Here is a 16,227-nt window from a genome sequence, read left to right as displayed (position 1 = left end):
CGACTTACCTGACAACGACGCGCACTTACCTCGTGCCACTCTTTATCGTTTAGAAACCTCTTTTTTAGTCGCCACTACGCCACCTAATGTCGCGGGCAGATAACTGGCAGGGAGTAGCCTGCAACACAATCTGTCCCTGACGTCAGACCACATTTGAATAAAACGCCAGGTTACGCAACAGAACAACAAGATAAACAATCTTGACTAACGGCCGACTCGCAGCCCTAGAGGGGAAAGCGGTGGTTTACGAGGATACTGGTATGCAAAAGTACGTGTTAAACACAATGGATGACCCGCTCGTCGCGGCCCGTGAGTCAACGGCCAATATGCTGCAAACGAGGGAGCGCACCTTTTCACTTCCGCAGCCGTTTTATAACGATGCCCGCCTGTTTGCAATTGATATGCAAGAGGTGTTTGAGAAAGAGTGGCTGTTCGCAGGAATGACATGCGAGATCCCCACCAAGGGTAACTTCATGACACTGGATATCGGTGACAACCCCGTTGTCATCGTACGCGGTGGTGAAGGTACCATTCATGCCTTTCACAATGTCTGCCGCCACCGCGGTTCGCGACTTTGCGTAAAGGATAAAGGCAAAGTGGCAAAACTTGTTTGCCCCTATCACCAGTGGACTTACGAGCTTGATGGTCGCTTGCTGTTTGCCGGCAGCGATATGGGCACTGATTTCAACCTGGATCAGTTTGGCCTCAAGCCGGTCAGCGTTTGCACCGCCGGCGGCTTCATCTTTATCAACTTAAGCGACAACCCGACCCCCATGGATGACTTTCTGGAAACGCTTGAGCACTATCTTGAGCCCTACCAGATGGACAACGTCAAGGTCGCCACCGAGTCCAGTATCGTCGAGCAAGCCAACTGGAAGCTGGTCATCGAAAATAACCGCGAGTGCTATCACTGCAACGGCGCACACCCTGAGCTGCTGAACTCATTGCAGGAGTTTGATGACACCGACGATCCGCGCGCAACGCCCGCCTATAAGGAGCTGGTGGCATGTAAACAAGCGGATTGGGATGAGGCGAAAGTGCCCTATCAGTTGAAGCGCTTTGGCAAACGCAATCGTCTGACCCGCACGCCGCTGCTGGACGGTATTGTCTCCATGACAATGGACGGTAAGCCCGGCTGTAAGAAGCTAATGGGCCGCCTACCCAACCCTGATATGGGCTCGCTGCGCATCCTGCACCTGCCCAATTCATGGAATCACTTCATGGGCGATCACGCGGTGGTGTTCCGCGTACTTCCCCTTGGCCCGCAGCAAACCGTGGTGACCACCAAGTGGCTGGTTCACAAGGACGCGGTGGAAGGCGTTGACTACGACCCCGAACAGCTGCGCCGCGTATGGGATGCCACCAACGACCAGGATCGCCAACTGGCCGAAGAGAACCAGCGCGGCATCAACTCCAAGGCCTACCAACCCGGCCCTTACTCTGAAACCTATGAGTTCGGTGTTATCGATTTTGTCGACTGGTACGCCAATCGGGTGCTTGAGAACTTAGGCTACGATACCCCGACGCTTCATCTAGCTCAGGGTTGAGGTTCTCAGGATTATAAAAAAAGCCTGGCCCGCTAATGCGGGCCAGGCTGTAGTGGACAAGTATTTTTAGACGCTTAGCGACTCCTTCTCTTGAAGGGTAGCACTGCGGCTCAACCGGCAAGCGGCATACTTGAACTCCGGAATCTTGCCATAAGGATCCAGCGCCGGGTTGGTTAACAAGTTCGCCGCTGCTTCCCCGTAACAGAAGGGCACGAAGACCATCCCCTCCGGCATTCCCGGATCCGTCCTCGCTTTGAGAGTGATGGAGCCCCGCCGGGTGGCGATTGTCAGGTCATCGCCCGGCGCCATTCCCAATCGAATAAACTCAGCGGGGGCCAGGCTGGCTACGGCTTCCGGCTCCAGGTCATCAAGCACTTTGGCGCGCCGGGTCATGGAACCGGTATGCCAGTGCTCTAACTGGCGCCCGGTAGTCAGTACCGTGGGATAGTCGTTATCTACTGGCTCATCCGGTGGCAGCGGGCGCGTGGGGGCGAACTTCGCCCGACCGCTGGCAGTGGGGAAGGCATCGCTGAAGACCACGTCGTACCCTGGCGAGTCCTCCGCTGGGCAGGGGTAGGTCACCGACTGCTCACGCTCCAAACGCTCCCAGGAAATATGGTCGAGAGAGGCCATGCCTTGCTTCATCTCGGCGAAGACGTCCCGCGGGTGCTGGTAATCCCAGCCCAGGCCAAAACGTTTGGCAATCTCTTGAATGATCCACCAATCCGGCTTGGCTTGGCCCGGCAGCGGCAGCGCCGCACGCCCCATCTGCACTTGGCGATTGGTGTTGGTGACGGTGCCGTTTTTCTCGGGCCAGGCGGAGGCAGGCAGGATGACATCGGCGAACTGGGCGGTCTCAGTGACAAATAGATCCTGAACCACCAGATGCTCCAGCTTGGCCAGGGCAGCCCGGGCGTGGGCCAGATCCGGGTCGGACATCGCCGGGTTTTCGCCCTGGATATACATACCGCGAATGGTGCCCGCGGTGATGGCGTCCATGATTTCCACCACGGTGAGGCCGGGTGTGGGATCCAGTTTGGTATTCCACAGCTCTTCGAAGGCACTGCGTACCTGGGCATCGCTAACGGGCTGGTAGTCCGGCATGACCATGGGTATCAGACCGGCATCAGACGCGCCCTGAACGTTGTTCTGCCCCCGCAAAGGGTGCAGGCCGGTGCCGGGGCGACCGGTCTGGCCGCAGGCCAACGCCAGCGAGATCAGACAGCGGGCGTTATCGGTGCCATGGGTGTGCTGGGAAATGCCCATGCCCCAGAAAATCATCGCCCGTTCAGCGTTGGCATACAGCCTTGCCACATCGCGGATGATCTCGGGCTCAACACCGCACAGGCCGCTCATCGCTTCGGGGGTCATATCCACCGTGTGCAATTTAAGGGCCTCAAAGCCCTCGGTATGCTCGGCGATATAGGCCGTGTCATACAGCTCCTCGCTGATGACCACATTGAGGATGGCATTGAACAGCGCCACATCAGCGCCCGGTGAAAAGCGCACGCTCAGGTGGGCATAGGCATCCAGCGCCTGACCGCGGGGGTCGAGGATCACGATCTTGGTGCCACGTTTGGCGGCCTGCTTGAAGAAAGTAGCCGCCACCGGGTGATTCACAGCCGGGTTGCAGCCGGTAAGAATGACCACATCGGCCTGGCTGGCCTGCATAAAGGAGGCGGTGACCGAGCCCGAGCCAATACACTCCATGAGTGCCGCCACGGAGCTGGCATGGCACAAGCGGGTGCAGTGATCCACATGGTTGGAGCCGAAGCCGGTACGTACCAGTTTCTGGAACAGCCACGCCTCTTCGTTGGAGCACTTGGCGCTACCGAACCCGGCCAGGGCATCCGGGCCATGGGCCGCTTTTAGGTTCACAAGCCCGCTGGCAGCAACATCCAGGGCTTCGTCCCAACTGGCCTCACGGAAATGGGTCAACGGCTTGGCAGGGTCGAAGTCCGGATCAATCCCTTTAGCGACACCTTCACGGCGAATCAGCGGAGCGATTAGTCGGGATGGATGGCGCGGATAGTCATAGCCGAAGCGGCCTTTAACACACAGCCGGTTCTCGTTAGAGGGGCCGTCGCGGCCCTCCACGTAAAGGATCTCGTCATCCTTGATATGGTAGGTGAGCTGGCAACCCACCCCGCAGTAGGGGCAGACCGAATCGACCTGGCGGTCAGCCACCGCAGAATCACCGCGCCCTTCTGCGTTAACCAGAGTGGCGGGCATAAGCGCGCCAGTGGGGCAGGCCTGCACACACTCGCCACAGGCCACGCAGGTGCTATCCCCCATGGGGTCGTCGAAATCAAACACGATCTTGGATGCCGCGCCGCGGTGGGCCAGACCGATCACGTCGTTAACCTGCACTTCGCGACAGGCACGCACACACAGGTTGCACTCGATGCAGGCGTCAAGATTGACGCGCATGGCAGAGTGGCTGCTGTCTTGTTCCAGACTTTCCGCCCGGGACGCCACATGATGTACGGTGGGCGCCTCGCGCTCTTCGCGCCTGGGCAGTTTACGGCGCACCGCCGTGGCATCAATGGCCAACTGGTCAGCCATGGCCCAAAAGTGGCTTGAGCTGTCGGGGCTCTCTTCCCGCTCAGGCTGGTCGACCAGCAGCATCTCCATGACCATCTTGCGGGCGGTATGCGCCCGTTCGGAGTTGGCGCTTTTGACCACCATGCCGGGGGCTGCCTCACGGAGACAGCTGGCGGCCAGGGTGCGCTCGCCCTCGATTTCCACCATACAGGCGCGGCAGTTGCCGTCGGCGCGGTAACCGCTTGTGTCCTTAAAACAGAGATGGGGAATGGTCTCGCCGGCGCGCTTGGCCACCTGCCAGAGGCTTTCACCGGGGGTTGCACTCACCTCAACGCCATCCAGCGTCAGGGTAAAGCTTTTGCCTGGGTTTTGTTCGCTCATGCTCATGTTCATCCCCCTACCCCTTGACGATTACGTTCTGGGCGGCCAGCTCGCCGCGGAAATCCTTCAACAGCCCCAGCACCGGATTAGGTGCCGCTTGGCCGAGTCCGCAAATAGAGGCATCGATCATTACCTGGGAGAGCTGCGTCATCAGCCCGGCGTCCCACTCATTCCGCTCGAGCAGGGTGAGCATTTTTTCCGTGCCCACCCGGCAGGGCGTGCATTGGCCACAGGACTCATCGGCAAAAAAGGCCAATAGGTTGGTAGCCACCCCGCGCAGATCGTCCTGATCGGAGAGTACGATCACCGCTGCGGAACCGATAAAACAGCCGTGCTCCTGAAGGGTGTCGAAATCGAGGGGAATATCGGCCTTGGCAGCGGGCAGAATGCCGCCGGAGGCGCCGCCGGGTAGGTAGGCCGCTAGGCGGTGGCCGTCGGCCATGCCTTCGCAATACTCGTCAATTAATTCCTGAAGGGTTATCCCCGCGGGCGCCAAATACACACCGGGCTGCTTGACCCGACCCGAGACAGAGAAACTGCGTAACCCTACGCGGCCATGGCGACCCTGGCTGGAGAAAGCCTCCGCGCCACGCTGCCAGATCATGGGGATCCAGTAGACGGTCTCGACGTTATTGACCAGCGTCGGCCGATCAAAGAGCCCCTTCTGAGCCACAAACGGCGGGCGGTGGCGGGGTTTGCCCGGTTTACCTTCCAACGATTCGATCATCGCCGACTCTTCGCCGCAGATATAAGCCCCCGCACCACGACGCAGCACAATGTAACCCGGCGCCACCAGACCAGCAGCCTCCAGTTCGCCAATCGCCTCGCGCAGCACGCCGTGTAACGCCGGATACTCATCGCGCAGATAGATATACAGCGCCTCGGCCTCTACCGCCCAGGCGCTGACCAAGGCGCCTTCAAGGAACTGGTGGGGCGAATTTTCCAGGTAATAGCGATCCTTGAAGGTACCGGGCTCGCCCTCGTCGGCATTGATAGCGCAGTAACGGGGGCCGGCCTCCTGGCGCACGAACGTCCATTTTTTGAAGGTAGGGAAACCCGCGCCACCCAGGCCGCGCAGATTGGCCTGCTGCATCGCCTCCATCAGCGCTTCCACCGTGACCTCTCCCTCACGGCAGGCTTGCAGTAACGCGAAACCGCCCTCGCGGCGATAGTCGTCCAGTCGCTGCCAATCGACGGGGTCAGGATGAAAGTGTGCTTCCTCGATCACCGACGCGATACGCTCCTGAGTAGCGAACGGCACATGATAGTGCCCCACTTCCGCCACCGGCGCCGTGTCGCAGCGCCCCATGCAAGGAGCGCGCAGCACTCGCACCTGCTCGATATCCACATTCGCTTCCAGCTGTGCCTTAAGCGCCTCGGCACCGGCCAATTGACAGGTTAGGGAGTCGCAGACGCGAATGGTCACCGCGGGCGGCGGCAGTTGGTCATCGTGAATGACATCGAAGTGGGCATAGAAGGTGGCGGTTTCGTAAATGGCCGCCATGGGCAGGTTCATATAAGCCGCCAGAGCACGCAGATCTGCCAACAGCAGATGACCGCGGTTATCCTGAAGGGCATGCAGGTGTTCAATCAATAAGTCGCGGCGGCGCAGCGTGGCGTCCTGGCGTTCGTCGCCCAGCAGCTCACGCAACGCCTCAAGAAGATGGGGGTCGAGTTCACGGCCGCGGGGCTTGCCGCGGAAGCGGCGCTTGGGGATCACGGTCTGGACGGTCATGGGTTACTCATTATTATCTTGATCAGCTTTTTGCCGAATGAACAAAGACGGCACCCCGCGGGGCGCCGTCTAGGGTCGCACTAGCCTGCCCTCAGGCAGTGGTCAGGGCTTGTTACTCAGGCCATATTGCTCAGGACTTATTGCTCAGTGCTGATTACTCAGTGCTTATTAAATAAGTTATTAAGCCACGCTGCCATGTGGGTCAATAACGAATTTCTTAGCCGCACCGCCATCGAAGTCGGCGTAGCCCTGGGGCGCCTGATCCAGGTTAATCATTTGGACATTCACCGCATCGGCAATATTGACCTTGCCGAACAGAATAGCCTGCATCAACGGGCGATGGTATTTCATCACCGGGCACTGCCCCGTATGGAAACTGTGTGACTTGGCCCACCCGAGGCCAAAGCGCATGCTCAGCGAGCCCTGCTTGGCAGCATCGTCTTCCGCGCCGGGATCTTCGGTCACGTAGAGGCCCGGAATACCGATCTGACCACCGGCTCGGGTCAACGACATCGCCGAGTTGAGCACCGTCGCAGGCGCTTCTTTGCCGTGATTGCAGCCACAGGCGTGAGCCTCAAAGCCAACGCAGTCGACAAAGGCATCAACCTCACGCTCGCCGAGAATCACCTCGATCTTGTCGGCCATGTCACCGTCCTGGGTCAGGTCGATGGTCTCACAGCCAAAGCTGCGGGCCTGGGCCAGGCGCTCTTCGATCATATCACCAACGATCACGCAGGCCGCACCCAGCAGTTGAGCGGAAACCGCAGCGGCCAGCCCCACAGGCCCAGCACCAGCGATATAGACGGTGCTGCCGGGGCCGACACCGGCGGTCACACAGCCGTGGAAGCCGGTGGGGAAAATATCGGAGAGCAGGGTCAGATCCTTGATCTTCTCCATGGCCTGATCGGCATCCGGAAACTTCAGCAGATTAAAGTCCGCATAGGGAACCATGACATATTCGGTCTGGCCGCCGACCCAGCCGCCCATATCCACGTAGCCATAGGCAGCGCCTGGGCGGGCTGGATTAACGTTGAGGCAGATCCCGGTGCGGCCCTCTTTACAGTTGCGGCAGCGGCCGCAGGCAATGTTGAACGGCACCGAGACCAGATCGCCCGGCTTGATGAATTCAACATCACGGCCGGCCTCAATCACCAAACCCGTGATTTCGTGGCCGAGTACCAGGCCAGGTGAGGCGGTGGTGCGGCCGCGTACCATATGCTGGTCGCTGCCACAGATATTGGTGGTGACTACTTTGAGAATCACGCCGTGCTCGCATTTGCGATTGCCGAGGGCGAGTTCAGGATAGGCGATGGACTCAACGGCGACCTCACCCGGCCCCTTGTAGACCACTCCGCGGTTGGCTGCATTCATGGCTGGCTCCTGTGGTTTATTGTTCTGTTCATGATGGTTGATGGCGCTTTCCCACCCTATCCCCTCCGCGCTTAAGGACTTACCCGAATAAGGCACTCACGTATCTATTCAAGACATCCTAGCCAAGACGAATAGATAGAGGTCGCTTTCACGACATTCCTCTTTTGAAACAGGCCCAACAATTCATAGCGTCGGCAATGGTGATGCATACCCGACGTCTAACAAGAGCCACCAAGGAAACCTGATGAATAACAACGACGACCCGGTTCTGTCGCCCGGACAGGACAATACTCAGATATTGGGGTTGGACTTTCATAACCCCGTCTTTCCGCTTTCCGCTCTCGCCATCCTACTGTTTATTATCTACGCGCTGGTCTATCCAGATGCTGCTAATACCCACTTAGGGCTTGCCAAAAACTGGTCGATCGAACACTTCGACTGGCTGTTTATGATCGCTGGCAATATTTTTGTGGTGTTTTGCCTTGTACTGATCTGCTTGCCACTCGGGCGGATTCGGCTAGGCGGTAAGGATGCAAAACCTGAATACTCGCGCACCTCCTGGTTCGCCATGCTGTTTGCAGCGGGCATGGGTATTGGCCTGATGTTCTGGAGCGTTGCTGAGCCCGTAGCCTACTACACCGACTGGTATGGAACGCCCTTGAATACACCGGCAGGGACGCCGGAGGGCGCCAGCGCCGCCATGGGGGCAACCATGTTCCACTGGGGACTGCACCCCTGGGCCATTTATGGCGTGGTGGCACTCTCGCTGGCCTTCTTTTCCTATAACAAGGGCTTGCCGCTGACGCTTCGCTCCGCTTTCTACCCCATCCTAGGCGAGCGAACGCGCGGCTGGGCGGGCCATATCATCGATATTCTTGCCGTGCTGGCCACCATTTTTGGCTTGGCTACCTCACTTGGGTTTGGCGCTACCCAGGCAGCTGGCGGCCTCGCCTACCTGTTCGATGTCCCTAATACCATCGGTACCCAGTTGGCAATTATCGTGGTGGTCACGGTCATTGCGCTGATCTCGGTATGGCGGGGTATCGACGGTGGCGTTAAGCTGTTCTCGAATATCAACATGGTCATCGCGGCGGCGTTGCTGCTGTTTGTGGTGGTGGCAGGGCCTACCCTGATGATTCTGACGGGGATTGGCACCACCGCACTGGACTACGCAAGCCACCTGCTGCCGCTGTCGAACTGGATTGGCCGCGATGATGACACCTGGTACCACGGCTGGACCGTCTTCTATTGGGCGTGGTGGATCTCCTGGTCACCGTTTGTCGGCATGTTTATCGCTCGTGTATCACGGGGGCGCACGGTTCGTGAGTTTCTCATCGCCGTACTGCTGGTACCCACGCTGGTCACACTGGTGTGGATGAGCGCCTTTGGCGGCACTGCGCTTTATCAGGCTGCCAACGGTGTGGGTGAACTGGCTAACGGTATTGGCGACGTTTCGCTTGCCATGTTCCATATGCTGGAGCAGTTGCCCCTGACCAGTATCACCTCGACGCTGGCGATTATTCTGGTGTTGGTGTTCTTTATTACCTCGTCCGACTCCGGCTCGCTGGTCATCGACAACATCACCGCCGGTGGCAAGACCGATGCGCCCAAGAGTCAGCGGGTATTCTGGGCAACGCTTGAAGGCGTGATTGCTGGTGTGTTGCTGTATGGCGGAGGGAGCACGGCACTCAGCGCACTGCAGGCGGGCGCGGTGGCCACAGGGCTGCCCTTTACACTGGTACTCTTGCTGATGTGTTTCAGCCTCTACAAAGGGCTTCACAAAGAGTGGCAGCAGAGCAACGCGATGCCTAAAATCGCTAGCTAATCAAACCAACCATCTGTTGCTTTCGGGGGCGCCAATGCCATGGCGCCCCTTTTGGTTTGCGGATATGGTGTCGTGATTCCGGCACTGTGTGCCGCTAATGGCAATGAGAAGGCAGGTAAAGCGCTGCACCATAGCTAAACAACGTCAACAACTCCACGGCTATTTCCATGATCTACACCATCGCAATACTGCTGAGTCTGGTCGGCTATTTTGTCATCGGCCATCTGGCCGGGCGGCGCGTCAAGGGGCTGGATGACTATCTGGTCGCCGGTCGCAATGCGCCCACCTTCTTTATACTGGGCACGCTGGTGGCCAGCTACTTAAGCACCAGCGCCTTTCTCGGCGAGACGGGTTTTGCCTATCAGGGCTATCCGTTTGTCATGTTGATCTTTGCGGCGGTGAGCACCTCGGGCTGCCTGCTGGGCGCGCTGGTGTTTGGCCGCTATCTGCGCCGCAGCGGGGCACGTACCGTGCCGGAGTTCTTCGGTAAACGCTTTGCCTCGCGCCGGGTGCAGGCCATTGCCGGGCTCACCACGATCGTCGGCCTGGGCGCTTACCTGCTGGGCGTAATGCAGGGCGCGGGCATCATGTTTTCGGAATTGACCGGGATGCCCTACTGGGTGGGCCTGGTGCTGGTGTGGGCGACCTATACCGGTTTCATCCTCTACTCCGGCTCACCGGGGGTCATGCTGACCGACACCATCATGTTCGTGATCTTCTCGCTGGCCGCAGTGGGCGGCTCGCTGTATGTCATTCAGGACTTAGGCGGTTGGAGCGGGGTCGTCGAAGGGCTGCTGATTCAGACGGACAAGCCCGGCATCGCGCTGTGGCATGGGGTGATCGAAGGGCCGGAGGCCAGCTTCTCCTCTCCCGGCGAGGCGCTGATCTGGGGCCTGACGCTGGGCCTGGTCTGGGCGGCGGTGCTGGCGGCAAGTCCCTGGCAATCCAGCCGCTACCTGATGGCCCGCAACGAGCACGTGGTGATGCGCTCGGCCATGCTGACCGCCGTGGCACTTGCCGTTTTCTACGCTCTAATGATGATGACTGGCGCGGCGATCAACCTTTATGACCCGCAGCTCGACCCTGAACGCTCCATGATATGGGTGGCCCTCAACGTGCTGCCTACCTGGCTTGGGGTGGTCATTCTGACCGGGGTGTTCGCTGCTGGGCTCTCGTCCTGCTCGACGTTTCTGTCGATCATTGGTTTTAGCCTTTCCAACGATATCCTGCCCGCCTCAACCGACGAAAAATCGGCCATGCGCAAAAGCCGTATGGCGGTGCTTGGCGCGGGCCTGATAGCACTGCTGCTCGCGCTGTTCCAACCGCCGGCAGTGATGTCGGTGGTGTGGTTTGCCGCCACCCTGTTTGCCTCCTCCTGGGGCCCGGTGGCGTTGATGAGCATCTGGAGTCGCAGGATCACCGCCGCAGGCGCGAGCTGGGGCTTGGCCGTGGGCTTTGTCGGCAATGTCGCTCTCTCGTTGATGGTGCAGGCCGAGTGGCTCAGCCTGCCGGTTTATCTGCATCCGGTGCTGCTGAGTACGCTGATGGCGCTGGTAGCGATTACGCTGGCGTCAAAAATGACGCGTGTAAGTCAGGCAGAGACAGCGTACCGGGCTTTCCTGCATGAGTTTGATAGCGGCGCGGTAAGCGGTTGGGTATCGGGCACCCGTTGGATCGCGATATGCACCATGCTCTCTGGAGTCGCCATCGGGCTGTTTTTGTGGCAGCAGTACGCGGCGACGTTAGCCGGATTTGCCGAGCGCTTCGCGCTCGCATCCGGTGCGGTTCAAGGAGCTTACCTGCTGGCGATAGGTTGCGGCAGCATGCTGTTTATCGCCGGGGCCGTAGGCTACTGGCTGGTTCGTCCTGATCAGAAAGCCGCCCCGGCGAGCACGGTCATGGCGGACAATCGTTAAGCGCCGAGACCCAACCCGAGTAGGCCAACGATCATTGGCCTGCTACTAATCACTCAACCGCTCGCCTACCCGGCGGGCGGTTAGTTTTTTTTGCTGACCAGGAGATAGGATCATGCAGCTAAGTTCGTACCAGCGCGGCCTGCTTATCGTGATACTCGGTGTGGTATGCCTCAGCTTCGACGGTCTGTTGATACGCTTGTCCGATACTGATGGCTGGACCATCGTATTCTGGCGCGGAATATTAATGTTCTGCGTGCTGGGGGTGCTGTGTAGTGTTAGCAAGCGACTGGCAACGCTGAGAAGCAACCCCTTTTCCTCGCTAGCCTCAGCCATACTGCTGGGTCTCATCTCCAGCCTTTTTGTGCTGGCGGTCATGAACGCCAACGTGGCCAACGTGGTGGTGATCCTGAGCACCGCGCCGCTGTTTGCTGCGCTGTTTTCAAGGATTTTCCTGGGTGAAAAAGTCGCGCTGCGAACGCTGGTGGCCATTGCTGTCTGCATGCTGGGCATGGGCCTGGTGTTCATGGGAGAAGGGGCCATGGGGATGCTGGTAGGTAATCTTTATGCCTTGGCGGCCGCGGCAGCTATCGGCGGTAACCTGACTCTACTGCGACGCTATCCAGCGATTGACCCTATGACGGTGGTTGCCGGTGGTGGGCTGCTCTCTGCGACGGTTGCCCTGCCCATGGCCTCGCCGTTGGATCTGGATGCCCAACGCTATGGCGTACTGGCACTGATGGGGCTGGTGCAGATGCCCTTGGCCACGGTGCTGATCAACAGCGCCACTCGCTATCTGTCGTCAACGGAAGTGGCGCTGTTTTATTTGGTCGAAACCGCGCTGGGCACGCTATGGGTGTGGTGGTTATTAGGTGAGACACCCACCACCTCGACGCTGCTCGGTGGTGGTGTGGTCATCCTGGTGCTGGTACTGCATGCCTGGATAGGCTTGCGTCTGGAGAGACAGCGCCTTCAGCTTTATCCGGGCTTTGTTGGCAAATAGTCAATGCGTCGTGTGGGCCATCACCCAACAAAAAGCCCGCAGGGAAGCGGGCTTGAACGATGGTTAGAGGCGTGATGCGTTTCAGCGCAGCACCTCTTCCTCCTTGAGCAACTTGTAGATCGCCTCGGCGCCCTGCTCGGGGGTCACATCGGTGAGCACCTGCCCGCCTTTGCCCTCGGACTTGGCCGCTGCCGCCTTGAAGCGATCCCTGGCCGACGCAGCTTTAACGATTTTCAGACGCTTAGGCCGTTTACGCGCTAGGGCAAGTTGCCACTGGGCCAGCTCGCTGTCGGCTTCAGGGGTCGTCGGCGTAACCGCAAAGGTGGCGCGACGCGCCGGGCCGAAGGCGCTTTGACGCGCCGCCGGCGCTGCTTCATCCACACTGATGATAGCGGGCAGACGCACCTTGAGACGGCGACGCTGGCCCCTTGGCAACGCCTGAAGCAGCGTTACCACGCCATTTTCCACCTTTTCTATCGATGCCAAGCTATTCACCAATGGCCAGCCGAGATGTTCTGCCAACGCATAGGGCAAAAGCCCAGAGCCTTCACCGCGCTCTGCCCGGGCACCGGTGATCACTAGCTGGGGCGAGGTAGCGGCTAAATGCTCCACCAGGGACAGAATGGCATCACTGCCCGCGGGCTGTTCGAGCAAGGTCATGGATTCAAGCCCCATGCCCAGGTAGCCGCGTAGCGCCGATTCGCTGTCATCCGCCTGGGGCCCCGCATGCAGTACGCTAATCCGAGTGCCCGGCAGTTCGGCTTCCATGGCCAGCGCTAGCTCCAGGCCCCGGGCATCCTGTTCGGCGCGCCGCGCGCGTCCGGTTGTCGGGTGACGGCCTATGGAGACCAGCACTGCCACATCGATTCCCTGCTGTTGTTGCTGTCGATCAGGCTGCATCGCGCTGACCTCCCCGCTGCTGTTCCACCATGGCCACTAATGCGGCCAGAATTTGCGTGCTGTCGCCAATCACCGCCAGGTCGGCGCGCTTGATGATGTCGCACCCCGGATCGAGATTGATCGCCACCACTTTGTCGCAGCGCTGAATGCCCTGCAGATGCTGGATAGCGCCTGAAATACCCACCGCCATATAGACTCGGGCGGTTACCCAGGTGCCGGTCGCACCCACCTGCCGATCGCGGGCCATAAAGCCGTCGTCCACCGCGACACGGGACGCCCCTTCGGTAGCGCCGAGGACTTTCGCGGCATGGTGGAAGGCATCCCACTCTTTAACACCGTTGCCGCCGGAGAGGATGAACTCGGCCTCGGCCAGCGCCACGCCGGCGGGATCCACCGCCACCTGCCCCAGGTCTTCAATGCGCGATAGAGTGGTGGGGATTGACGCTGCCAGGGTCAGGTGCTCGGCCGCATGCCGGGTCTCGTCCACCGGTTCGGCGCACTCGGCCAGCGCCAGGGCAACCCGCGGCAGAGGGCGCTGGATATCCAGGCTTCCGGCGCCGCCACGAGCCGTACAGCGCCAACCCAGTGGAGACTCGTGGTCAGCTTCGATCTGCCACACCCCCGTGGCAGCGCGTTCGCCCAAGCGCAAGGACAGACGCCGCCCCAGGTCGGCGCCCCCCAGCGGGGAGTCAGGCAGCAACCAGAAGCGCGGCGTCATCTCCCGCTCGACGGCGCTTAAAGCCGCCAGGCGCGCTTCAGGCGAGAACCCCGCGTAAAACTCATCATCAAGATGCACGACGCGATCGATGCCAGCTTCGCCCAGCGCCTCTTCCTTATGCTCGCCAAAGAGGATCGCCACCACGGCGCCAGGATGCTCGGCGTCGGCATCCGCCAGGCGCCGTGCCAAGCCCAGCAGATCCTTGTCATGTCCGGAGAGTCGCCCGCCGGTCAGGTCGGGCACCACAGCCACCAGGAAGGCGGGTTGATCAATGGTCACCGTGCGGCGGCTATCGCGGGCCGCCGTTGTTGCCGCGGTGGACTGCCCTCCTTGCTGGAGGCCACTGCGGTCAATCCGTTTGACACCATTAGGGCCGATAAAACCGATGGCACGAGGGTTCTTGCGCACCACGCCGTTGGGGCCCATCCATTCGCTGGTCGCTCCGCCGCCCCTGTGTACACCCAGGGCGGCCAGCACCGTGGCGTACTCGGGGTGCAGACGATTCCGGGCGATCCACTCGCGACGCGGATCGCGACGTATAATCTCGCTCATACGGTAACCTCTTCAGCCGTCGTCGTTGCAGCAGGCCGGCGGGGCCCATCAGACGCATCACCCGCGGGACGCTCTACCAAGGCATCGGCCACCAGCTCGGCGATATCACGCACTTCGGCGCTGGCATCCACCACCCCTTCCAGCATGGCGGTACATTGAGGGCAGCCCACTGCGACCAGCTCGGCGCCGCTCTCTTTGACGTCATTCATGCGCATGTCGGGAATCCGCCGTTCGCCGGGAATATCGGTAATCGGTGCCCCACCACCGCCGCCGCAGCAGCGCGAGCGGTAGCCGGAGCGCTCCATCTCCTTGACCTCGATACCCAGCGCCTTAAGTACGTTGCGCGGTGCCTCGTATTCACCGTTATAGCGCCCCAGGTAACACGGGTCGTGATAGGTGACGCTGCCGCCTTTCCAAGGTGCGAACGCCAGTCGACCGGCCTCGTATAGCTCGGCAATGAAGGTGCTGTGGTGGCGAACCTGATAGTCGCCACCCAGTTCGCCATACTCGTTGCCCAGCACATGAAAGCTGTGGGGATCGCAGGTAACAATCTGCAAGAAGCGATACTTGGCCAGAGTGGCAATATTGCGCTTCGCCAGAGACTGGAACGTCGCTTCATCGCCCAGACGCCGCGCCACATCGCCGCTATCGCGCTCTTCAGTACCCAACACTGCGAAATCGACTTCAGCGGCGCGCAGCACTTTGACCAGTGCGCGCAAGGTACGCTGGTTGCGCATATCAAAGGCGCCATCCCCCAACCACAGCAGCACATCGACCTGCTTAAGATCTGCCATGAGCGGTAGGTTAAGATCCGCCGCCCAGTTGAGCCGCGAGCCAGGGTCGAAACCGCCGGGATTGTCGGTGGCGATCAAATTATCGAGCACTTCGGCGCCTTTGTTGGGCGTTTTGCCACGCTCCAGGGTCAGGTGGCGGCGCATATCGACAATCGCATCCACATGCTCGATCATCATCGGGCACTCTTCGACACAGGCGCGGCAGGTCGTACAGGACCAGAGCGTATCGGCGTCGACCAAAGCCTTTCCCTGTAGCGCCACAATAGGCCCATGGGGCGAGCCAGCGTGTTCACCTACCGGCTTGCCGGGGTAGGGAGAACCAGCATAGGCGGCATCACTGCCCCCGGCCATGCCCACCACCATGTCCTGGATCAGCTTCTTGGGATTGAGCGGCTGACCGGCGGCAAATGCCGGGCACACCGCCTCGCAGCGACCACACTGCACGCAGGCATCGAAGCCCAGCAGTTGATTCCAGGTAAAGTCGGCTGGCTTTTCCACGCCCAGAGGCGCCGCTTCATCCTCAAGGTTGAGTGCCTTGAGACCCGTTGATCGGCCAGCGCCCCCTTTCTTGGTGGAAAAGCGTTCGGCGCGACGATGAAAGGCCAGGTGCAAGGCACCGGCGAAGGCGTGCTTCATGGGCCCGCCCCAGGTCATGCCGAAAAACATTTCCCCCAGGCCCCAGGCCACAACGCCCGCCAATACCAGCGCCAGCAGCCAGCTACTGCCACCTTCAAGCAAACCCTGGGGCAGTAGGCCCACCGTGGGTAGAGTGATTAGGAAAACACCTAGCGAAAACGCCATTAGACTCTTGGGCAGGCGCATCCAGGGCCCCTTGGAGAGCCGAGCGGGCGGATTAATACGTCGGCGTGCCACGAAGAGGCTGCCGACGAACATGGAGGTACTGGCCAGCAGCAACAATCCGCCTAGCAGGGGGGTCGCGATGC

Annotated in this window: 10 protein-coding genes; 4 read left to right on the top strand and 6 right to left on the bottom strand. The window is 60.2% G+C overall.

Features of this window, described 5'->3' with window-relative positions; all coding sequences use genetic code 11:
• The first annotated feature begins 260 nt into the window (after positions 1-260).
• The gene (locus tag JI62_RS07595; RefSeq protein WP_088699580.1) at positions 261-1,547 is read left to right on the top strand and encodes an aromatic ring-hydroxylating oxygenase subunit alpha; all 1,287 of its coding nucleotides are present in this window, start codon (positions 261-263) and stop codon (positions 1,545-1,547) included.
• A 66-nt stretch (positions 1,548-1,613) separates the two neighbouring features.
• On the opposite strand, the gene fdhF is transcribed toward JI62_RS07595, so the two are convergent.
• From fdhF to fdhA, 3 genes are all read right to left on the bottom strand, one after another.
• Positions 1,614-4,472 carry a formate dehydrogenase subunit alpha gene (gene fdhF, locus JI62_RS07590; protein ID WP_088699642.1) on the bottom strand — a complete coding sequence of 953 codons (2,859 nt, stop codon included), beginning with the start codon at positions 4,470-4,472 and terminating at the stop codon, positions 1,614-1,616.
• A gap of 16 nt (positions 4,473-4,488) precedes the next feature.
• The gene (locus JI62_RS07585) at positions 4,489-6,207 is read right to left on the bottom strand and encodes an NADH-ubiquinone oxidoreductase-F iron-sulfur binding region domain-containing protein (RefSeq protein WP_088699579.1); all 1,719 of its coding nucleotides are present in this window, start codon (positions 6,205-6,207) and stop codon (positions 4,489-4,491) included.
• Positions 6,208-6,387: 180 nt separating this feature from the next.
• A complete protein-coding gene (fdhA, locus tag JI62_RS07580; RefSeq protein ID WP_088699578.1) occupies positions 6,388-7,578 on the bottom strand; it encodes a formaldehyde dehydrogenase, glutathione-independent in 1,191 nt (396 codons plus the stop codon).
• Positions 7,579-7,822: 244 nt separating this feature from the next.
• Between fdhA and JI62_RS07575 the strand changes: the two genes are divergently transcribed.
• The 3 genes from JI62_RS07575 (at position 7,823) to JI62_RS07565 (ending at position 12,319) form a co-directional block, all read left to right on the top strand.
• The gene (locus JI62_RS07575; protein ID WP_088699577.1) at positions 7,823-9,403 is read left to right on the top strand and encodes a BCCT family transporter; all 1,581 of its coding nucleotides are present in this window, start codon (positions 7,823-7,825) and stop codon (positions 9,401-9,403) included.
• Between the two features lie 167 nt (positions 9,404-9,570).
• A complete protein-coding gene (locus tag JI62_RS07570; RefSeq protein ID WP_088699576.1) occupies positions 9,571-11,319 on the top strand; it encodes a sodium:solute symporter family protein in 1,749 nt (582 codons plus the stop codon).
• A 112-nt stretch (positions 11,320-11,431) separates the two neighbouring features.
• A complete protein-coding gene (locus tag JI62_RS07565) occupies positions 11,432-12,319 on the top strand; it encodes a DMT family transporter (protein ID WP_088699575.1) in 888 nt (295 codons plus the stop codon).
• A gap of 81 nt (positions 12,320-12,400) precedes the next feature.
• Here JI62_RS07565 and JI62_RS07560 read toward each other — a convergent pair whose 3' ends face one another.
• The 3 genes from JI62_RS07560 to JI62_RS07550 form a co-directional block, all read right to left on the bottom strand.
• Positions 12,401-13,219, bottom strand: coding sequence for an electron transfer flavoprotein subunit beta (locus JI62_RS07560; RefSeq protein WP_088699574.1), 819 nt, complete (start codon positions 13,217-13,219; stop codon positions 12,401-12,403).
• A complete protein-coding gene (locus JI62_RS07555) occupies positions 13,209-14,489 on the bottom strand; it encodes an electron transfer flavoprotein subunit alpha/FixB family protein (protein WP_088699573.1) in 1,281 nt (426 codons plus the stop codon). Before JI62_RS07555 ends, JI62_RS07560 begins: the two co-directional genes overlap by 11 nt.
• Positions 14,486-16,227, bottom strand: a 1,742-nt coding sequence (locus JI62_RS07550) for a DUF3483 domain-containing protein (RefSeq protein WP_088699572.1), incomplete at its 5' end; no start/stop codon positions are given. The genes JI62_RS07550 and JI62_RS07555, both read right to left, overlap by 4 nt.

Source organism: Halomonas campaniensis (assembly GCF_002211105.1).
Classification (GTDB): Bacteria; Pseudomonadota; Gammaproteobacteria; order Pseudomonadales; family Halomonadaceae; genus Vreelandella; species Vreelandella campaniensis_A.
The sequence above is the reverse complement of the archived record's forward strand: the minus strand, read 5'-3'. Positions and strand labels throughout refer to the sequence as shown.